Genomic DNA, 20,777 nt, shown 5'->3' with positions numbered 1-20,777 from the left:
GTGACCCCATTTTCTTTATCAATTCACAAGATTCTGTGAACTGTGACAAGACAACGCCTTGCGCCACTGTTACTTTGGGGGTACCTCAGAATATCAATAATACTGTCCGCATTCAGCACAGGTGCACGCCAAAACCATGACCGACCAGAATTCTTCCACAATGCTCACAAATCAGGTTCAGATTATTGGTGGCGGGCTGGCCGGATTAAGTTTAGCCGCTGCACTGGGTACAGCAGGTATAAAAACTCTTTTGGTCGACCTTGAGCCTCCCCTCCCGGAAGATCCTTATCAGGATGCCAAAGATAACCGAACTACCGCTCTGATTCAAAATTCGATTAACCTACTTAATGCCTGTGGAGCCTGGACTGGATGTGAAGAATACGCCACAGCATTAACAGTGATGCGCATTGTTAATCTGCCCCGCGGCAAACAAAAATACCCCAGTTCAACAGATTTTGATTCCCGCGAGATAAATGACAGCCCCTTTGGCTTTAATGTTCCCAACGCGGTTTTGCGCAGGTCCTTGTGCGCCAGGCTAGATAAACTCCCCGCTGTCACGCACCTGACATCAACAAAAATGCAAGCTCTGCAAAAAGATGACAGAGGCCATATTCTCACCTTGTCAAACGGACAAAAATCTACCGCAGAACTAACAATTGGCGCTGATGGAAAAAACTCCGCCAGTCGAAAAGCTGTTGGTATCAAATCCATGTCATGGCCTTATCCGCAAACGGCGATAACCTGTTATATTGAACATAGTAAATCACACCAAAACATCTCGACTGAAACGCATTATCCGGCTGGCCCCTTTACTCTTGTTCCCATGACCGGGAAGCGATCATCTATTGTCTGGGTCGAAGAAACTATTCTGGCAAAAAAAATGCTCGCACTAAGCGAGGATGACTTCACCAAGGCCCTAAAAGAGAAGATCAAAGGCCGCTTGGGTAGTGTGAAGTTGTTTGGCAGACGCGGTGGCTTCCCTATTTCTGCCATGCTTAGCAATTCTTTCCATACAGACCGCTTTGCGCTTATTGCAGAAGCAGCACACGCGCTGCCCCCAATTGCGGCTCAGGGCCTTAACCTTAGCTTGCGCGACGTCGCCGTTCTGGCTGAACAGTTAATCGACCAGCATAATAAAGGTTATGATTTGGGCGACTGCCAGTTACTTGCTGAATACGACAGAGCCAGACGGTTCGATGTTGTCAGCCGTCTCGCTGCTGCGGATGGTCTTAACCGATTTGCATCAAATGACAGCGCCATTCTTCACAAGGTAAGAGACCTAGGCCTGTCAGCCGTGCGAAATTTTGCTCCGCTACGCCATTTCATGATGAAATCAGGCATGACATCGCCGCTTGGGACACCAAGCTTAATGACAGGCAAAGTAATAAAAAAACAAGCCTGATGTCGCCAAGGTTATATGACTTTGCCGTTTTGAGTCATGGCTCTAAGAACATATCCCCTTATATCTTTTAGGGATATGTTGTATACAGCCTCTGTCAGGAATTCGGCACGCCGTAGTTCTCAAAACAAAAAAATTAATTTTATTGCACTACAGGAGATCACGACTTTGGATTTGCGCCAATTGGAACTACTCTGTGCGCTGGCGCGCGAAAAACATTTCGGGCGAGCTGCGAAAAATTGCAATATCTCACAGCCTGCCTTTTCCGCCAGAATTCGACAGCTGGAAAATGAACTGGGTGTTCCAATCGTAAAGAGAGAACGCAGCTTCCAAGGGCTGACCACCGAGGGAGAACTGGTTGTTACCATTGCACAGCGCATTCTGGCCGAAGCCCGCACACTGAAACAATCCCTCAGCCAAATGAGCAAGGGTCTGGCGGGTCATCTCCGTATCGGGGCCATTCCATCAGCAATGCCAATGATGTCACTTATTAAAAACCCTTTTTGCGAAGCACATCCCAATATAACCGTTTCAATTCTATCGCTCTCATCAGCTGAAATACAGCTCGGTTTGGAAAAATTCGACCTCGAAGTCGGTGTCACCTACCTCAGCAACGAACTCAGCACCAACGTAGAAAGCCACGAGCTTTATCACGAAGAATATTCCCTTATCCATAAGGCAGACGGCCCCCTCAAGGACCGAGAAACAATAACCTGGCAAGAAGCTGCCGAGCTACCGCTAAGCCTTTTAACACGGGATATGCAGTATCGGCGCATTATTGATAAGACCTTTGAGGAATTGGACTGCTTTATCACTCCCCATACCCAGACCAACTCGATCACTCAGCTTCTTCATGAAACACGATTTGGCAATACGTCCAGTATCGTCCCAATCAGCCTAATTCATGTTCTCAGGAATTTGGAGGGCGTCGTTGCTATCCCCTTGTCGGAACCGAGACTTGTCAACAAAATCGGTATGATTATCGCGAAAAGAGAGCCCAGCTCCCCCATTGCGAAAGAATTTTTTAAACACACCAAGCGTCTGGATGTGGAAAAGTTACTGCAGGAAGCTGACCGGGAAAATTGAAATAGTTAAAGCTGACTTCACTAATCGACGATAGAAACTACTGATACCAGTGATGAATACGACAACAGACACCATCAAGCTTGAACCCGGTTGGAAAGAGGCCCTGGCCTCCGAGTTTAGTAAAGACTATATGCGAAGTCTGAAGGCCTTTTTAAAGCAGCAAAAAAACAATGATAAGGTTATCTTCCCCAAAGGGAATGAATACTTTCAGGCCCTTGACCTCACCCCAATTGACAAGGTGAAAGTTATTATTCTGGGACAAGACCCCTATCACGGTCCCGGTCAAGCTCACGGACTGTGCTTTTCCGTTAAACCTAACGTTCCAATCCCACCTTCCCTTAAAAATATTTATAAAGAGATGGAACAGGATCTGGGCATTTCCCAGCCTCCGCATGGATACCTCTGTTCTTGGGCAGAACAGGGCGTTTTACTTTTAAACTCTGTATTGACCGTAGAACAACATAAAGCCGGATCCCACCAAGGACGTGGCTGGGAAATCTTTACAGATAAAATAATAGAAACTCTGAATCAGAAACATAGCGGGCTGGTATTTCTGCTTTGGGGAAGTTACGCCCAAAAGAAAGGTGCGGTTATAGACAGAAACCGACATCTCGTTTTGCAATCGCCGCACCCCTCACCACTAAGTGCCCATCGCGGATTTTTTGGTAATCAACACTTCTCAAAGACAAATACTTATCTGGAACAACAGAACAAGACAGCCATCAACTGGTTACTCCCCGAAAGCCCGTAATGCCCCCTGTACCAGATGATGGCTGCCTTCTGTATTTGATAAGCTTGAATGAATAAAGACAGTTAGATCCGTGTCACTGTACCCTGTAAATCATCCATGGTGATATCGACGAATAACTGATTTGCCAGTTCTTCTAGCTGATCGCGAATACTATCGACCGGTATTGATGTCGGGATTGCAATATTAATCTCTGCACTGAAAATTCTTTCCGAAGACATCGCGCCATCTTGGCAGTCTGTCGAAATTTCATTAATGCCAATTTTTTTCTCTGCAAGTGCGTGAGAAATGTCCTGAACAATACCGGGATGATCCGGACCGATAATTTCCAGGCTCAGTTCTCGCAATGCCTCATCAGCACCAGCTTTGGCTTCTTGCTCAATAATAAGTTGACAGTTGGCACACCCAAGAGACTGAATATCACGTTCTAGTGCTTCGTGATTGGTTTCAGGCACAGAAACACGGACAATACCCGCAAAATTACTGGACAACCTGGTCATCCGGCTTTCCAGCCAGTTTCCACCGTGTTTGTTCACCATGGTAGACAGGTCATCTACTAACCCCGGTCGATCAGACCCAATAACTGTAAGGATAATGGTATTCGCCATAACACAATTCCTTTTCCCTGTGCATTACACAATCAGTATAGATCAAAAACAACCACACTTTTATACAAAAACGACTTTATTTCTCCACTTAATGACACAATATTTCAAAACTATGCAGAATCAAGATCATAATGATACCTGGTTGAACACGAAATAATACCCCGAAATTTTCTTGGCTCAATCGCAATTGCCCCGAAAAAGAATACCCAACAATCCTCAGCAATCACGCTGATTCAATATATTTTCGAACGTAAATATCACGTAGGTCCCTGAACCAAGCTGCTTCAGGTTTAAGCCAATATAGCTGATCAATGGCTGCGCCATCATTATAGGAAAAATTAAATCGTTCTTGCGCGGCTAAATCCAATTCATTCTGAGCACCCTCGACAACCGAATTAAATCCCGATGCCGCCATAAACATTCCCGCACCTTTGGTTGATAGTAACCAATTGATCAATTCATAGCCCTGATCAACATTTGGGGTGCCACTGGGCATAGCCAAGGTATCCATCCAGGCCAAGGCACCTTCTTTCGGTGCTAAAAATTTAAACCTGCTTTTTGTTTGTTTCCATAACGCATGTGCCGGACCGCACCATCCCTGCCCAACAACGCAATTGTTAAGGGTAAAAGCTGATGCCAAACCATCGGTATCACGCCAAAACTGGCGAACATGCGATTTATGTTCCTTTCCAAAAAGGAGCGCTTCGCCAAATATTTCGCGGCACAGATCCTCATTTACATAGGCATCGTTCAATCGTTCCCCTGTTCCATCGATCATTAGTGCCATAGAGATCAAAGCAGATTCAGGGCGTGTCGCAACAAAACCTTTATTAATAAACGACCACTGGTCATTCCAGGAAATTTCGCCCGGCTGATAGTCTCTTAAAAGGCTATCATAGATAATACCCTCACACCCCCATGCAAAAGGCACAGCATAACGACGCCCCCGGTATACCGTTCCCATCCGCTCGGCATTCAACAAAATACTGTCATGAACGGAATCAAGGTTTAGCCGGGTCTCGTCTATTGGCCGCAAGAGATCTCTGGCCAGGTGCCAGTTTGTCAAATAAGTTGATGATGGAAAGACAAGATCAAAACCCAATCCCTTGGTAGCTTTCAGCATTAAGAGTGCTTCGTCGTTACTGTCATATTCCGTCAGATATATCTGAATACCTGTATCCTTTTTAAACTCATCAATCATTTCCTGGCTGAAATACCCTCTCCAGGAAAAAACTTCGAGCTCTTGCGCCGCACTGATCGCTGGCGAAGAAAAAAGGGTGGACGCACAACTGACCCCCGCAAGGCCAGTCAGCCCTTTAAGAAGGCTACGACGTCCCAAAAGGGGCACACTCTGTTTAACGGAGTTAGTACTTTTGTCAGACACAACAGGACGATACGGCAAGGCCATGGACTGAAACTTCCCAATTAATTTCCCTTTCAGATAATGCCATCAAGCCCCCACTCAACACATTTACCTGATCAGATAAAATAAGCTTTATTGTAAAATATTAGTGACCCGCCAAAGATCAGTCCCCAATTCCTTGACCGCCACATAGCGAGCATAATAGCCAGCTTTGCAAAAAGCCATAAAGAAAATAGCCCGAACATGTTTCTCACTCAGGTACATCCCGACCAACAAGCGTATACCTTGAATCCACATCCATTGGATATAACAGCTGCGTGATACAAAAAGTAGCTGGGGGCCAAAAGACTAGCCCAAAAAAGGCCGGCAAAAAAAAGCCGGGCAAAAAGCCCGGCCAAGTCATGTGGGGTAAGTTACTCGAAGAGCAACTTCCTTTTTATGCGCCGGCCTTTCGGATCGGACGGCGCATAACTCGTGGGTCTGAGCAGAACCGAGAAGCCTCAATCCAAGCACAGTACCCTTCTATTACTCATCATCCACCGCCTTTTTATCGCGCTGAACAAAAACAGATATCAATGCCAGAACACCCGATACGACCATCAACATCAACGATACAGCATTCAATGCAGGGGTTGATCCTTGCTTGAGGCGATCAAACATCGTGATGGTTAGCGGCGAGTCAGATCCCACCAACATCAAGGTCGTGTTGAAGTTTTCAAAAGACATAAGGAAACAGACAATCCCGGCCCCAATCATTGCTGGCTTCAAAAAGGGAAGCGTAATGGTTTTCACCGCTTCCCACTTTGTTGCCCCCAAGTTCAAAGCAGCTTCTTCCAAGCTGGTATCAAACTTTCGAAGCCGCGCCGAAATCACCAAGGTCGTGATTGTCGTGACAAAAGCAAATTGCCCCATAATAACGATAAACAAACCGGGGCGCAGGAAGTCCAGATCCAATCCAAAGCTGTCTTCAACACCATTGGCAATCGAATTGGTGAAGATCAAAATCGAGATGCCCAAAATCACCCCGGGAATAACCAGCGGCATCAAGGCAAAAATGTAGAGAACATTTTTACCCGGGAAGTTATGGCGTTCGAACAGAAATGCATTACAGGTTCCAACAAAGACCGAAAGTAACGTCACACAAACAGCAATAAAGCCGGAATAGCCAATTGATTCCAAAAGCTGCCCATCATTAAAGATGCCGATGCGTGGTTCTTCTGTGCCCACAAACCAGTCAAAGGTAACACCGTTCCACGGCATGGAGGGGAACAGACTGTCGTTAAAGGCAAACACACCAACAACAACCAACGGTGCCGCCAGATAGATGAAAAACAGCGTGATATAAGCCGCGTAAAGACGGGTGCTGAACTTTGATTGAGGAAGAGACGGTATCATATCAAAGCTCCTTATTTCACAGTATCAGCAAGTGTCTGGCGACTTAACTTCAAGCCGACAAAAACGATGACAGATGACAGGAACAAAAGCAGGAAGCCAAAAGCAGAACCAGATTCCCAGTTAAAGCGGGTAATAAACTGGTTATAGATTTGCTCGGTAAACCAAAGACTGTCTTTACCGCCAAGAAGCGTTGGCGTCAGATAGTTCCCCAGCGTCAACATAAAAACGACGATACAGCCCGAAGCAATCCCCGGCATCGCGTGTGGAATAACAATCTCGCGCAGAATGGAATAGGTACTCCCCCCCAGATCATACCCCGCTTCGATCAGGCTATCATCCAGCGTGTCCAAAACAGAAACCAACGGCACGACCATAAACAGCATGGATGTATATACCAAACCGACCATCAGGGTTGCATCACTATAGAGCAGCTCAACAGGGCCATCAACCAGACCAGCCCATTGCAGGAAGCTACTGATCACACCGGATTCACGCAGCAGAATCATCCACCCAAAAGTCCTGACAAGTTCCGAAACCCAAAAGGGGATCAGACACATCATAAACAACAGATTACGCTTTTTGCCCTTGATCACCTTGGCGATGTAATAGGACACCGGGAAGCCCACGACCAGGGTTATAGCTGTCGCAACAATCGACATAACTGCCGTTCGAACAAAAGTGTTCCAGTAAAGAGGCTCAGTAAAAAATTCGATATAGTTTTGCAGACTGAAAGCGTATTCCCGATACCCCAGCTTTTCACGTAAAGAAACCGTCAAAAGATCAAGATGCGGCAAAATAATAAGTAGGAACAGCCAGAGCAAAAGTGGCAACATCAAAAGGAAAGTCCCGAGCTTGATCATCGGGATTGTATCGCTCTTTTCTGTTCCAGAGGTCATCTGGAGTGTACTCATGCTGCCTGCTCCTTACCAACACCAGCCTGAGAGATATAAGCGCGGGCCTTATCCACTCCCCAGGACAAACGGAGCTGTTCACCTGACTTGAGATCACTAAAAGCACCGGTTTGCGGCAAGGAAACGGTTACCTGATGTCCTGTCTGCTGATCTCGCACCTGAGCACGGCTGTTTGCACCATCAAACAGAAGGTTTTCAACAATGCCGGACAGGGTATTTTGACCATCTTCGAGATGCGCGCCTGTTTGTGCCGAGCTGTCACGTTCAATAGTAATCGCCTCGGGACGTACAAAAAGTTCGACACGATCGCCAACATTAAGCGTCCTGTCATTACCGCTTATCCCGGCAATAACGCCACCATCGTCAAGTAATACCAGCGCCTGTCCACCATCAAGCGAATCAACCCTACCACTCCAGCGATTTGTATCCCCCACAAATCCGGCAACAAAAGCCGTTTGTGGATTGTAATAAAGATCCTGCGGGGATCCGACTTGTTCAAAGCGGCCTTCGTTCATAACGGCAACATTATCGGACATCACCAACGCTTCTGATTGATCATGCGTAATATAGACAAAGGTTGTTCCAACCTCATGCTGAAGCTGTTTCAGCTCTACTTTCATATGTTCGCGAAGTTTTAAATCGAGAGCCCCTAGCGGCTCATCAAGAAGTAAAACTGCAGGTTCCAGAACAAGCGAGCGCGCAATTGCTATGCGCTGACGCTGCCCACCGGAAAGCTGTGTGACGTCCTTTGGTCCAGCATCGGGCAGGCTGACGCGTTCCAGAACGTCAGCAACTTTTTTATCAATTTCGGCTTGCGGCAATTTTCTGCGCTTTAGGCCATAGGCAATATTCTCGGCCACGTTCATCATTGGGAAAAGCGCGAGATGCTGAAAGACCATATTCACAGGGCGCTTGTTCGGGGGAACCCCCAACATGGATTGTTCTTTAATAACAATATCGCCGGCTGTCGGTTCAATAAAACCGGCAAGCATACGTAACAGAGTGGTTTTACCACAGCCACTTGGACCGAGTATTGAGAAGAAAGATCCCTTTGGAATTTCCAAAGACACATTATCAACCGCGGTAAATTTCCCAAAGGACTTCACCAGCTGGCGACACTCAAGATCCAATTGATTGCTCATATTCTTTACTTACCTACGAAAGGATGTTGTGTTTTATCAGGTCTGAAGACCTGTTATGTCAGGTTTTCTTTCAGCCCCCCGAGATTAGGGCTTTAGCGGAAAATCAGTCCATCATTCCGCTTATGGCAATGCCCCCGATCTCTATTAAGACCGGGGGCCGCCGTTTATGCACCGAATGGCACCGTCTTCTTAGTTAGAAGAAGCAGCTTTCACACGGTCCAGAACTTTACCTTCGATGGTCTCAAGCCCTGGTGGTACTGTTGGATACCATTTAATGTTATCCAGATCTTCCTGCGGGAAGCTACCCTGAAACTGAGCTTTCAGTTTGTCATCAGCGTGCTCATCAGCACCTTTGGACGCTGTAAAGTTACCCGCAGCAGCGGTAATCTGTGCTGCAATTTCAGGACGCATTACAAAGTTGATCCACTTGTAAGCAGCTTCTTCGTTTTCAGTTTTCTTTGGCAGAACAAAGGTATCAATCCAACCAAGAGCACCGGATTTAGGCGCAACAAAAGTTACATCAGCATTGTCGTTATTAAGCTTCCATCCGCCTGTATCCCAAGCCATAGCGGCAACAACTTCGCCGGAACGAACCAAACTAAGAAGGGCATCGCCACCTTCCCAGTATGTTTTTACATTTGCTTTACAGGAAATGAGTTTCTTTTCAACATCGCCCATGATTTCTTCGTATTTAGCTTTATCGCCATAGGCCGCAAATGGATCGTGGCCAAGGGCAAATGCAAAACCGATCAATGTCGGGCGTTTTAGACGGTAAGAAACTTTACCAGCAACAGCATCGTTACAAAGATCTGTATAGTCTTTAACAGTGCTTGCCAGCTTTGTGTTCAGAACCAGACCACTTGTACCCCATACGTGCGGCACGCCATAGACATCGCCCTTGTATGTTGTGTTGGTCTTAGTTGCTTCAAGCATAGAGCCAATGAACTGGCTGGAATCGATTTTTGAAAGATCGATTGGCTTGTAAATTCTGTGTTCGGCCTGCGCACCGGAAATACGGTCTTGGCTTGGCTGTGCAAGGTCGAACCCGCCGCCGCCAGTCGCACGAAGCTTTGCGATCATTTCTTCGTTGTTAGATTTAGTAACCTTAACATCGATACCAGTTTCTTCCTTGAACTGCTTAACAACAGATTCAGGTGCATAACCACCCCAAGTAAGAAGGCGTAGTTCTTCTGCCTGTACTTGACCAGCAAATGCCAATCCTGCAACCGCAGTTACACCCAGAATTGCCTGTTTAAGCGAAAGCTTGGCTTTCGTGTTAGTCATAAAAACCTCCGTGTTTAATAATGCGCATGTTCGAATACGTCATAGGCTCAAACTGAACCTTTCATTCACCGAACAAGAGCTCTCCAAGTCTGATCTTAATGTTCAGAATGAACATTTTCTTATCATGAATGCACACCTACAGGGCATGTATTACAGTGACATTGAACTTTGTTTGCAATTCCGCTTTTACACGGTTTTGCTTGCGGCTTTGTTATTTTGGAAATACTACACAGATAGTGGCATCACTTTAAGATCCATTATTGGACACCCAAGCAGACCAATTTTACATTAAGTTCACGATTATGGCTAAATTTGCATCCGGCGCCTTATTAGAAGGCATTAAACTGGACCCGACATCACACACCCCGCTCTACCGACAACTCTACAGCGGGATCAGAAAGCTTATTCTTTCCGGTGACTTACCCCCCGGGACCAAGCTTTCGGCAAGCCGAACAATCGCAACTGAACTCGAAATTTCCAGAACAACGGTTATTAATACGATTGAGCAAATGATATCCGAAGGTTTTCTGGAAACACGCCGCGGTGCCGGAACTTATGTAACCCATCGTTTATCAGCCATGACAGATTTTTATCAATCTGCCAGTGATGACGACCCCGATTCTTTCGACGAAGATCCCGATTTAACCCTTTCAAAGCGGGGACTTAGATATTCGGAGCTGCCGCATCAATACGAACCCGAAGGCATTTACACCTTTAGGCCAAGCCAACCTGCATACGAATTATTACCCCATGATGTTTTTTCTCGCCTGACCAACCGATATCAACGCAAACCATCTAACGATGATCTGACCTATGCAGATCGCGGCGGTTTCATGCCTTTACGAGAAGCGATTTCAAGCTATCTGAAAACATCCCGTTCGGTGCGATGCACACCCGAACAAATAATTATTACCTCTGGCACTCAGTCAGCCCTGAACCTTGCAAGTCAGCTTCTGCTTGACCCCGGCGATACAGTCTGGATGGAAGATCCCGGTCACACGGCTGCACGCTGTGTATTTGAAGGCACAGGTGCCAATGTCGTGCCTGTTCCTTTGGATGAACATGGCTTCAACCCTGATCTTTGCCCGGAAGAAGTTAAAAACACACCGGCACGCCTTGCTTATGTAACACCATCAAGCCAACACCCCTTGGGCTATCGCATGCCCCTCACGCGACGGATCAAGCTTTTGGAATGGGCGCAACAAAACAACACCTGGATCTTCGAAGACGATTATAACAGTGAATTCAGATACACGGGTCGTCCGCTATCTGCTCTGCAAGGCCTCGACAAGGGTGGGCGTGTACTCTACGTCAGTTCCTTCACTAAGATTCTCTTCCCCGGCCTTCGGTTGGGCTATATGATTGTTCCCAAATCAATGGCCGAAGATTTTGCACACGCCTCGACCATATTACAACGTTCAACCCCTAAATTGACGCAACAAATCATTGCCGACTTTATAAACGAAGGTTTCTTCGCAACACACATGCGGAAAATGCGTCGGATCTATCACCAGCGTCAGCAAATTCTTATTGAAGCCGCAGAAAAACACCTCAAAGGTCTGGTTGAAATTAATCCGGTAGAACAGGGATTTCACTGTAACGCATGGCTTCCCGACCATGCCGACCCTGAACAGGTAGAACAAACTCTACGATCCGCTGGATACGCCGTAAATAACCTGGACTATTACTGCATGACCCCACTCAAACGAAAGGGCTTCATGATCGGTTTTGCTGGCACACCCGAAGAAAAAATCCCCGATGGGATCAAAGGCATGGCGAAAATACTGAAAGAGATCCTCTGATAACCAAGGATCTCTTTCACCTTTAACAGTAAAGAACTTACGACAAAGCCTTCCTTAATCTGCTCACCGCTTCTTCGAGAACTTCCCTGCGTTTGCTAAAGCAAAAACGGACAAGGTTCGATGGACCTTCCATATCGTAAAACACGCTAACCGGAATTGCGGCCACCTTTGCCTCGGTCGTTATGTAACGACAAAACTCTTCATCCCTGCCATTATGAACACCGCGAATATCAACGGTTACGAAATAGGTTCCATCACAGGGCAGAACCTCAAAACCAATATCAGCCAGTGCTTTGGCAAGATAATCTCGTTTAGCTTCCAAATCTTTTGTCATACTAGCAAAATAGCTTTTGTCTTTTGACAGCCCGGCGGCCACAGCCTTTTGCAAGTTTGGCGGTGTGGTAAAGGTGGTAAATTGATGTGCCTTGGCAATCGGGGCCAGAACCTCTGGCGCGCCGCAAATATAACCGATTTTCCAGCCTGTGAGCGCAAAACTTTTCCCGGCAGAGCCAATACGGACAGTACGATCTCTCATACCCGGAAGCGTGATGAGTGGATAGTGTTTGCGCCCGTCAAAAATGAGATGCTCATACACTTCATCACAAACCGCATAGATATCATAGCGCAGGCATAATTCAGCCAAGGCTTCCAGCTCTTCCCAATGAAATGCCTTTCCAGTCGGGTTCATCGGGCTGTTGATAATAATCAGTTTGGTGTCATGCGTAAGAGCTTCGTCCAGCTCTTCGATTGGTAATTTCCAGTCCGGCGCCGACATCTGGACAGTTACGGGAATGCCCCCTGCTCTTTTAATAAGCGGAATATAACAATCATAGGACGGCTCAAGCACCACAACTTCATCGCCCGGCTCAATCAACCCGAACAAACAATCCGCCAGAGCTTCCGTGGCGCCAGAGGTCACCATCACCTCTGTCTTCCAATCCAGATTAATGCCATAGAACTTTTTATCGTGCTTCGCGATCGCTTGACGCAGTTCAGGAATACCCATCATTGACGGATACTGGTTCGGCCCTTCCATAAGGCTGTCAGCGGCTATTTTTCGTAACTCTTCCGGGCCATCTTCATCGGGAAATCCCTGACCCAAATTAATCGCATCATGTTCCAGCGCCAATTGGGACATCACTTCGAAAACAGTGGTACTATAAGAAGAGAGGACAGAATTGGCATCTTTCATGGTGTTGGCTCCCGTTTAGAATTTCTTGTATTAATAGTAACATCTTAGCTGGTTTATACACAATGAAAGTTCAAACTATTATCGATCTGATTATTCGTTAGCCAGTCCCCTGAGAAAAACTGACTGGTTCACCAAATAAAATCACTTCCCCATAACGCTGATCTACTCCAAATTCTTTTTAAATCATCAACAGATTCTCCCTCACCCAGTGGAGACAAAACAGTTATCTATGGAGTAGCAAATGAGTTCGCTCGCCCAAGAAGAGCAATTTCATGTTTTAGCAGAAACATTGAAACTTTCTGAACGGTCGCTTGAAATCAGGTGGTCGGACGGAAAAAATGCAAATTTCCATTATCTGTGGCTTCGCGATAACTGCCCCAGCGGCTTTCACCCCTCTACTCAAGAGCGTTTATTCAACCTGACAACAGTAAGCCCTGACATCTACGCATTCGAAGGCACCTTTGATACAACCACCCTTTACATTACCTGGTCAGAAGGTGCGCATAAAAGCGCCTATCCACTTCAATGGCTTTATGAAAATGCCTATTCCCCGGATTTCAAAAAAACGCTTACATCTGTTATCGAACCGTGGGGGACGGAAATCCTGAACAGCCTGTACGAGGTTGATTACAGCGATCTGATGCAAGATGATCTGGTCCTCTTTAACTGGTTAAAAGAAGTTAAAAAATCAGGAATTTCCTATGTGCGTAACGTGCCCTGTACTGACGAGGGTGTGACCGATGTGGCCAATCGCATTTCCTTCCTGCGGCAGACAAACTTTGGTACTGTTTTTGACGTACAATCAAAACCCAATCCGATAAACAATGCCTATACATCCGAAGCCCTGCCGCTGCACATTGATTTGATCAATCAAGAGACACCACCGGGATACCAATTCCTTCACTGCCTTGTAAATGACAGTCAAGGAGGTGAATCAACCTATGCCGATGGCTTCAAAATTATAGAAGAACTAAGAGAAACAGATCCGGATGCTTTCCACCTGTTAACGACCATAACTGTCCCAATGCGATTTCATGACTTTGAAACAGACATCCGTACACGGAAAACAATCATCAATGTCGATGAAAATGGCAACCTTGTAGAACTGAGATACAGTCCTCATCTGGTCGATACCTTTGATATGGATGAAAGCATAATGGACAGTTTTTATCTGGCCTATAGAAAACTCATGGACCTTATCAATGACTCTCGATTTGTTATTTCCATTAAGATGAAACCGGGCGATCTATGTATCTTTGATAACCGACGCGTCATGCATGGTCGAAACGCCTACGAAGCCGGTCCAGGTTATAGTGGCGCACGGCATTTACGCGGCTGTTACGTGGATCGTAGCGATTTTGACAGCCGATTACGTGTTCTAGAGCGCAAATACGGTTAATGTTTTGGGCAAACGCCCTGCCCCCCTTCTAAAAGCTCGGTCATAACTGATCGAGCTTTTGCCTTTTTAAAAAACCAGCGGAGACATACCGTCATAAAGTAGTTTGCCACCTGCCAATATCATCATCAGATAACTGATCTGATAGAATAATTCAGGGGCAATCAATTTATGCAGCTTTAACCCCAACCAAATCCCCAAGGGCACAATTGGTAAAAAGATAAGCGATAATAGCAGGTTTTCATTAGAAAATTGCCCCATCCAGGCATAGGGAATCAGTTTAACCTGATTAACAATCAAAAAGAAGGCAACATTTGTCCCGACAAACACTGTCTTGTCCAACCGCTGCCTTAACAGAAAAAACTTAACCGGGGGACCACCTGCATGAGCAACAAAGCTGGTAAACCCAGCAATCACACCACAGACACCCCCAACCGACGATGACGCCTCTGTCCGTTTTTTTTCTTTTTGATCGCCAACAAAATAACTTACCCCAAACAACAGGGTCAAAAGTCCAAGCAAAATTCGGATATCATTGGCATCGACATAACTATAGGTCAAAGTCCCAATACCAATGCCTGATAAGGCCCCCAAAACCAATATAATCAAATTTTTACGGTGAAAGCTTTTCCGATAGGCCCAGATGCTGAGTAAATCCATGCAACACAATATCGGAAGCATGATAGCAGCAGCTTTAAAGGGAGAAATAAACATCGCCATCAAAGGCACAGTCAAGGCTCCCATTCCACCAGAAAAACCACTTTTGGAAATACCGGTGATTAAAACGGCAAAGGCAGCAACGACATAAAAACTAAGTGTGACATCTGGCAACATAAAGCGCGGCGATCCTGTGAGAATAATGTGTCACACAGTTACACTTTTAATCTCGCCAAAAGCAAGCTCAAGGATATCCCGGACATAAAAACCCACATAACACATTGTTTTAAAAACAAATCTCAAAAAAACTATGACGTTAACCTTTTCCCACAAAAACGAGACGCCCTGCCTTTTTGTGAACAAATGGTTGTCTTTTTAATATCACACCAAAAACCGGGATTATTGGTTAGATTAAGTGTCACGACCAACTGAGGATAGTTTAACTGTTGTTCTAGACATCAAATCCTGAACAAACAAACCGATAAGTAAGAGGAGCCCAAATTGCAGTATTTAAACCGTGTATGAATGAAATTTAAGTCCGCGCCTTTTAATCCAAAGCACCGCATTAAAAGGCCTAAATGAATGAATGGTTAGGCCTGACAAACCAAATCGACCGTTCGATTTAAATAATTCACTGTCTTAAAACTGTATTTGGAATTCTTGTTATGAAAAAACTTATGCTTGCTCTATCCCTGATCACTTTATCATCGACGCTTACCGTTCAGGCTTTTTCACAGGACATCATCGTTCCCAAAAACCATAAAGGTGAAGCGATGACCCTTGCCGCCCTGGCGAAAGACGCCGCTTGGAGACAAAAAGTTGCCCAACAATGGAAAACGTCTCAGCGCGAAACATCCTGGCAAAAGAAAAGTACCATTAAGACGCCGAGCACAAGAGTTGCTTTCTATATCTTAAATAACACTCAGGAAGCATCGCTTTATAACGCCAATACATCAAAATATGTATATAATTAAGAAACCATTGTTGCGGGCGCTTGGCCAAGATAGGCGCCCACAACTTCCACGATCAAGATAGGCCAAGCCCGGGTTCTTTAGTCATGGCTAGTTGTGGTTGCTGTAGTCATGAATCAAGTTGGGTGCGATTTTTGTTGCATCCCTTAATAGCACATCCCATTCGGGACTATTTCTGAGTTCTTCAGCCGCCTTTTTAATTTTAGCTTTTCGAACATAGTTTGGCGAAGCCTTGGAGAGCATCAAAAGAACATGCTTACAACTTAAAAAATAAGGTGTTCCAATATCTTCTGCTGTCATGCCAACCTTGGCCAAAGAAGCATGGATGACCTGCTTGGTTCCGGTTACGACATCTACACGACCTTTTTTAAGTAACCACAATGCCTCGGTAAAATTAGCTGTTTCAACTTTCTTGATCGCCTCGTTCTGATCTACCCAGGATCCAGTACTTGCCCCTCTTACCACAGCCAGTCGTAACCCTTCGATATCTTCACGCGATTTGATATCCAGCCCCTTCAACCCAACAAGCATTTTATCTAGTTGTATGGTTGGGTCCAAAGCTGTCGCAAACTCTTCTGGCAAATAGTCTCGAAATGTAATCGTTAAGTCATAGGTTCCTTTTTTCATACCGTGAAGGAGCCTTTGTCGTGGAACAAGAAACACTTCGACAGGTTCATTCAAAAATTTTGACAAACGCTTAAAATAAGAGACTGTCACACCATCGACATCGCCCGCTTCATTATAAAAGCCCCAAGGTTCTTCTGCCAACACAACTGCTTTCAACGGTATATCCGCTGCAAACACAGCATTGATCGATGACAGCATAAAACACAGAACAAGCAAGCTAGACTTCATAAACGCAAGCAACCAAACCAAATAAAACCAAACGTAAGCAGATCATTACAACAATTTCATTGACCATCAAGCGTTATATTAAGTGCATAACTTTACATAGTTATTTAAAGAAAATTGAGAAATATGAAACTATTATGACAGTACCTTCTTGCTCTGGCTTGCACAGCTGGAAAAAGGTAATAAATCTTTTCTGCAAAGGTGAAAGGCAAGAAAGTGCCAATTGAAAACGAGTATAAATTTGCCCTCCATGATCCAGAGGGCAAGCTGGAAGCAAGGTTATTGGCCTCGGATTATTTCCGTGTCGCCATTCGACAGGGCTACATCAGAAAAGGTGCTCGTATTCGGGAATGGCGCGATCTTCAGGCACAAAGCATTCGCTATATTTTTACATACAAACAACGTGTCGATGATGACGTTATAGAAATCGAAACAGATATATCCGAAGACGATTTTAACCGTCTTTGGTCTGTGCGCGAATATGATGTCACAAAAATCCGCTTCAAATTCATCATCGATGATGTGACATGGGATGTCGATTTTCTAAAACAGGATGGCAAAACATATTTCTCTTTAGCCGAAGTAGAATTACCAGAAAACCAACGCACAGTCCCGACACCTCCCGACCTGATAAAAGATTATGTACTGGGTGGAACTGGCCGCCACGACAAAACTCTGTCCAACAAGCGTCTTTTGCATGTTGAATATGCAAAACAGGTAGAAGCAGCTTTTATCGCAGGTGAAGATGCCGTGCGGGAACTCGTTTCAACCTATCAGGTCACATAACTTTCTTTAAACTGGCTTTTTTAGGAAAAAAACGGGTAATATATTAACTAACCCATTGAAACAAAAAAGCGGCCACTGATAGTTTGACGTCACCGGAAATCAAGTTCTCTTCTGACAAGACGACCCTGACCTGTGCTCTTTCCGGTTCCTGGACCACACAAGAGCTTGCTAAGCTTATCGCACAAACACCCCGTAAAAATAAATCAGGTCATGATGAACAAATTTTTGATCTTAAAAACGTTGAGGTCATGGACACAGCTGGCGCCCTTTATTTTTTAAAGTACAGAGATGATGTTAAAACAAGCGGACAGAAAACATCACTGAAAAATGTTCCGAAACATGTCAGACAAATTCTGGATACGGTAGAAAAACACCGCGTTAAGGAATGCCCTCCTGAAACAACACTAAAGGGCATAAGAAAACTTCTCACCGATACGGGTGAAAGCTTTTTCAAGATTATGACCCAGGGGCGTGAATTGGTCACTTTTCTGGGGCTTGTTCTCAACGCTTTTGGAAAACAGCTTATTAACCCCCGGCGTATTCGCTGGACACCTCTTGTTGCGCAGATGGAACAGATCGGGATTCATGCGCTTCCTATTGTGGGTCTGATTTCATTTCTTATTGGTGTTGTCCTTGCTTTTCAGGGGGCCGGACAACTCGAACGCTTTGGTGCACAAATCTTTACCATCAACCTCGTCGCGGTTGGTGTCCTGAGAGAAATGGGAATTCTGTTAACGGCAATCATTGTTGCCGGTCGGTCAGGCAGCGCATTCACCGCACAGTTGGGTACGATGAAGGTGAATGAAGAAATTGATGCCATGCGCACCATTGGTCTCGACCCAATTGATGTTCTGGTACTTCCCCGAATCTTCGGCCTCATTCTGGTGTTACCCCTTCTCACCTTCTATGCCGATATCATGGGATTGCTCGGCGGGGCAGCCATGACAATGATCACCCTGGATTTATCGCTGTTCCAGTACATTCGCTATCTTCAGGATGCCGCATCTCTCGGTGATTTTTTTGTCGGCATGATCAAAGCCCCAATATTTGCATTTATCATTGCTTTGATCGGTTGCCACGAAGGACTACAGGTCAGCAGAAGCGCAGAATCAGTCGGCCGACAAACAACCCGATCTGTTGTTGAAGCTATCTTCTTTGTAATCGTTTTGGATGCTCTTCTTTCCATCCTCTTTTCCGTGATGGGAATTTGAGAATGCCAAAAGAACTTAAATCCCGGGATTTTGTTATATCTCTAAAAGATATCCGGAATCAGTTCGGGGACCATATTCTTCACAATCAACTCAACCTGGATATCAGAAAAGGCGAAGTTTTAGGGATTGTTGGCGGGTCCGGAACCGGAAAATCTGTTCTGATGCGAACAATTGTAGGACTCAATCACAAAGCTGCCGGAACAATTAAAATTCTTGGACAGGATGTCGATCAGATTTCACAGGCCGAACTGGCCTCTCTAAGGCAGCGCATGGGTGTTCTCTTTCAGGATGGCGCGCTCTTTTCTTCACTGACGGTTTCGCAGAACATTGAAGCGGTTATAAACGAACATACAAACCTTCCCGCACAGTTTGTACGAGAGATCGCGGCCTTGAAAATTGCATTAGCAGGCTTACCCATTGAAGCCGGCGGCAAGTATCCGTCCGAACTGTCAGGCGGCATGAGAAAACGAGCCGGGATTGCCCGCGCGCTAGCCCTTGACCCAGATATTCTTTTTCTGGATGAACCAACAGCTGGTCTTGATCCCATTGGTGCAGCCCAATTTGATGACTTAATCGCAAAGCTGCAAGATACCCTTGGCCTCACCGTTATTATGATCACCCACGACCTGGACTCACTTCACGCCATTTGTAATCGCATTGGCGTTTTATTGGATAAAAAAATCAAGGTTGGTACCATTACTGAACTGTCCAAGGAAGAAGATCCATGGATTAAAGAATATTTCGGCGGCCCCAGGGGACGTGCCGCGACAAGATCACATGACTGATATTATAGAAACAATAGCCGACACTCTTATGAGATTTTTTAACAGAGACCAAACAAAAAGCTATACTCTAACAAAAGCTGATATCAGGGCATCCTGCCTTGCCGAGGAGATATAATGGAAACCCGTGCAAACCATATGATTGTCGGTTCTTTTGTCATTGCCTTTTTTATCGGGGCACTGGTCTTTGTAATCTGGCTCGCCAAATTTGAAGCTGACCGCAGCTATGCCAATTACAATATTATTTATCGTGGCGACGTCACTGGCCTGAAACCCGGTAGCCCCGTTCGCTACCATGGGGTTAATGTAGGGGAAGTGATTGACGTCTCGCTGTCACCTGACAAGCCAGCCGAAGAGGTCGTTATTTTACTCGAAGTCGAAGAAGGTACACCCGTTAAGAAAGATACAACAGCAACCCTGCAACTCGAGGGGATTACAGGGGTTAAATCCATCCAGTTGACCATCGGAAATATGCAGTCCGAAGCCCTTGTCGAGAAAGGCCCTTATGGGCACCCGGTGATTCAGTCCAAAACATCGGCCTTGGACCAACTATTGGAAGGTGCTCCGGAACTTGTTTCAAATGCCAATGTGCTTCTTGCCCGAGGCAATGATCTCTTTAACGATCAAAACAGAGCAAGCATTGCACAAACCCTGAAAAATATTGAAGCACTGACACAGGCGCTTGCTGAAAAAGAAAACCAGATTGCCCGTCTCATTGACGATACAGCGATGACCGCCAGCAACATGAAAACTGTATCAATATCAGTAAAAGAGCTAACAGAAGAATTACATCAGGGTAGCTCGGAAATAATGAACAAAACCAACAGTGCTATTACATCGTTGGATAACGCCGCAGTATCCATCGATAAGCTCGTTGCCGAAAGCTCACCTGAAATAAAAGTTTTGGTGCAGGATTTTCAGCAAACAGCACGTAGTTTTGCAAAGACCAGCGATCAGGTAGAGGCTTTAATTAGCGAAAACCGCGAGCCATTACAGGATTTCACATCAACGGGCCTCTACGAATTTTCCAACCTGTTATCTGAAACCAGAACTCTTGTCCGGGACCTGCAACTCATCGCTGGGGAAATTGAACGCGACCCTGCAAGATTCTTTTTTGGCGACAAACAAAAGGGCTTTGAACCCCCGGAATAATATAGAAGCAACATAAATACTGGTTTCCTGATCGAACTAT

The 20,777-nt window shown here is 45.5% G+C and carries 19 protein-coding genes; 10 read left to right on the top strand and 9 right to left on the bottom strand.

Translation table 11 applies throughout. The annotated features are described in order from the left end of the window. Positions 1 to 136: 136 nt before the first annotated feature. The 3 genes from WH95_RS14445 (at position 137) to ung (ending at position 3,236) form a co-directional block, all read left to right on the top strand. Positions 137 to 1,402: an FAD-dependent monooxygenase gene (locus tag WH95_RS14445; RefSeq protein WP_052742050.1), complete on the top strand. Its 1,266-nt coding sequence runs from the start codon at positions 137 to 139 to the stop codon at positions 1,400 to 1,402. A 165-nt stretch (positions 1,403 to 1,567) separates the two neighbouring features. Continuing rightward, positions 1,568 to 2,485 carry a LysR family transcriptional regulator gene (locus tag WH95_RS14440; RefSeq protein ID WP_046508593.1) on the top strand — a complete coding sequence of 306 codons (918 nt, stop codon included), beginning with the start codon at positions 1,568 to 1,570 and terminating at the stop codon, positions 2,483 to 2,485. Positions 2,486 to 2,537: 52 nt separating this feature from the next. Beyond that, positions 2,538 to 3,236 carry a uracil-DNA glycosylase gene (ung, locus tag WH95_RS14435; RefSeq protein WP_046508483.1) on the top strand — a complete coding sequence of 233 codons (699 nt, stop codon included), beginning with the start codon at positions 2,538 to 2,540 and terminating at the stop codon, positions 3,234 to 3,236. Positions 3,237 to 3,298: 62 nt separating this feature from the next. Here the strand turns inward: ung and WH95_RS14430 are convergent, their stop codons facing one another. From WH95_RS14430 to WH95_RS14405, 6 genes are all read right to left on the bottom strand, one after another. Next, positions 3,299 to 3,841 (bottom strand): glycine cleavage system protein R, encoded by a 543-nt coding sequence (locus WH95_RS14430; protein WP_046508482.1) that lies wholly within the window; start codon positions 3,839 to 3,841, stop codon positions 3,299 to 3,301. A gap of 223 nt (positions 3,842 to 4,064) precedes the next feature. Further along, positions 4,065 to 5,249 carry an extracellular solute-binding protein gene (locus WH95_RS14425; protein ID WP_046508480.1) on the bottom strand — a complete coding sequence of 395 codons (1,185 nt, stop codon included), beginning with the start codon at positions 5,247 to 5,249 and terminating at the stop codon, positions 4,065 to 4,067. A gap of 480 nt (positions 5,250 to 5,729) precedes the next feature. Beyond that, on the bottom strand, positions 5,730 to 6,599 hold the full coding sequence (locus WH95_RS14420) for an ABC transporter permease (RefSeq protein ID WP_046508478.1): 870 nt from the start codon (positions 6,597 to 6,599) through the stop codon (positions 5,730 to 5,732). 11 nt (positions 6,600 to 6,610) lie between these two features. Beyond that, positions 6,611 to 7,510: an ABC transporter permease gene (locus tag WH95_RS14415; RefSeq protein WP_204247799.1), complete on the bottom strand. Its 900-nt coding sequence runs from the start codon at positions 7,508 to 7,510 to the stop codon at positions 6,611 to 6,613. Then, positions 7,507 to 8,652, bottom strand: coding sequence for an ABC transporter ATP-binding protein (locus WH95_RS14410; RefSeq protein WP_046508476.1), 1,146 nt, complete (start codon positions 8,650 to 8,652; stop codon positions 7,507 to 7,509). Before WH95_RS14410 ends, WH95_RS14415 begins: the two co-directional genes overlap by 4 nt. A gap of 189 nt (positions 8,653 to 8,841) precedes the next feature. Continuing rightward, positions 8,842 to 9,936 (bottom strand): extracellular solute-binding protein, encoded by a 1,095-nt coding sequence (locus WH95_RS14405; protein ID WP_082114170.1) that lies wholly within the window; start codon positions 9,934 to 9,936, stop codon positions 8,842 to 8,844. A 302-nt stretch (positions 9,937 to 10,238) separates the two neighbouring features. On the opposite strand from WH95_RS14405, the gene pdxR reads away from it, so the two are divergent. Then, on the top strand, positions 10,239 to 11,738 hold the full coding sequence (pdxR, locus tag WH95_RS14400; protein ID WP_046508474.1) for a MocR-like pyridoxine biosynthesis transcription factor PdxR: 1,500 nt from the start codon (positions 10,239 to 10,241) through the stop codon (positions 11,736 to 11,738). Positions 11,739 to 11,775: 37 nt separating this feature from the next. Here pdxR and WH95_RS14395 read toward each other — a convergent pair whose 3' ends face one another. Beyond that, on the bottom strand, positions 11,776 to 12,930 hold the full coding sequence (locus tag WH95_RS14395; RefSeq protein WP_046508473.1) for an aminotransferase: 1,155 nt from the start codon (positions 12,928 to 12,930) through the stop codon (positions 11,776 to 11,778). 241 nt (positions 12,931 to 13,171) lie between these two features. Here WH95_RS14395 and WH95_RS14390 point away from each other — a divergent pair, with 241 nt between their 5' ends. Beyond that, positions 13,172 to 14,329, top strand: a complete 1,158-nt coding sequence (locus WH95_RS14390) for a TauD/TfdA family dioxygenase (protein ID WP_046508471.1) — start codon at positions 13,172 to 13,174, stop codon at positions 14,327 to 14,329. Positions 14,330 to 14,395: 66 nt separating this feature from the next. Here the strand turns inward: WH95_RS14390 and WH95_RS14385 are convergent, their stop codons facing one another. Then, positions 14,396 to 15,160, bottom strand: coding sequence for a sulfite exporter TauE/SafE family protein (locus WH95_RS14385; protein WP_052742048.1), 765 nt, complete (start codon positions 15,158 to 15,160; stop codon positions 14,396 to 14,398). Between the two features lie 488 nt (positions 15,161 to 15,648). Between WH95_RS14385 and WH95_RS14380 the strand changes: the two genes are divergently transcribed. Beyond that, positions 15,649 to 15,957, top strand: a complete 309-nt coding sequence (locus WH95_RS14380) for a hypothetical protein (protein ID WP_046508468.1) — start codon at positions 15,649 to 15,651, stop codon at positions 15,955 to 15,957. An 87-nt stretch (positions 15,958 to 16,044) separates the two neighbouring features. On the opposite strand, the gene WH95_RS14375 is transcribed toward WH95_RS14380, so the two are convergent. Further along, complete coding sequence (locus WH95_RS14375) at positions 16,045 to 16,809, bottom strand: substrate-binding periplasmic protein (RefSeq protein ID WP_046508466.1); 765 nt, start codon at positions 16,807 to 16,809, stop codon at positions 16,045 to 16,047. Positions 16,810 to 17,022: 213 nt separating this feature from the next. On the opposite strand from WH95_RS14375, the gene WH95_RS14370 reads away from it, so the two are divergent. The 4 genes from WH95_RS14370 (at position 17,023) to WH95_RS14355 (ending at position 20,737) form a co-directional block, all read left to right on the top strand. Beyond that, positions 17,023 to 17,592: a CYTH domain-containing protein gene (locus WH95_RS14370; protein WP_046508464.1), complete on the top strand. Its 570-nt coding sequence runs from the start codon at positions 17,023 to 17,025 to the stop codon at positions 17,590 to 17,592. Positions 17,593 to 17,675: 83 nt separating this feature from the next. After that, positions 17,676 to 18,803 carry an ABC transporter permease gene (locus tag WH95_RS14365; protein ID WP_046508462.1) on the top strand — a complete coding sequence of 376 codons (1,128 nt, stop codon included), beginning with the start codon at positions 17,676 to 17,678 and terminating at the stop codon, positions 18,801 to 18,803. 2 nt (positions 18,804 to 18,805) lie between these two features. Continuing rightward, positions 18,806 to 19,588 (top strand): ABC transporter ATP-binding protein, encoded by a 783-nt coding sequence (locus WH95_RS14360; RefSeq protein ID WP_046508461.1) that lies wholly within the window; start codon positions 18,806 to 18,808, stop codon positions 19,586 to 19,588. 114 nt (positions 19,589 to 19,702) lie between these two features. Continuing rightward, a complete protein-coding gene (locus WH95_RS14355; RefSeq protein ID WP_046508460.1) occupies positions 19,703 to 20,737 on the top strand; it encodes an MlaD family protein in 1,035 nt (344 codons plus the stop codon). Positions 20,738 to 20,777: the final 40 nt, after the last annotated feature.

It is taken from the genome of Kiloniella litopenaei (assembly GCF_000982415.1).
Classification (GTDB): domain Bacteria; phylum Pseudomonadota; class Alphaproteobacteria; order Kiloniellales; family Kiloniellaceae; genus Kiloniella; species Kiloniella litopenaei.
The sequence above is the reverse complement of the archived record's forward strand: the minus strand, read 5'-3'. Positions and strand labels throughout refer to the sequence as shown.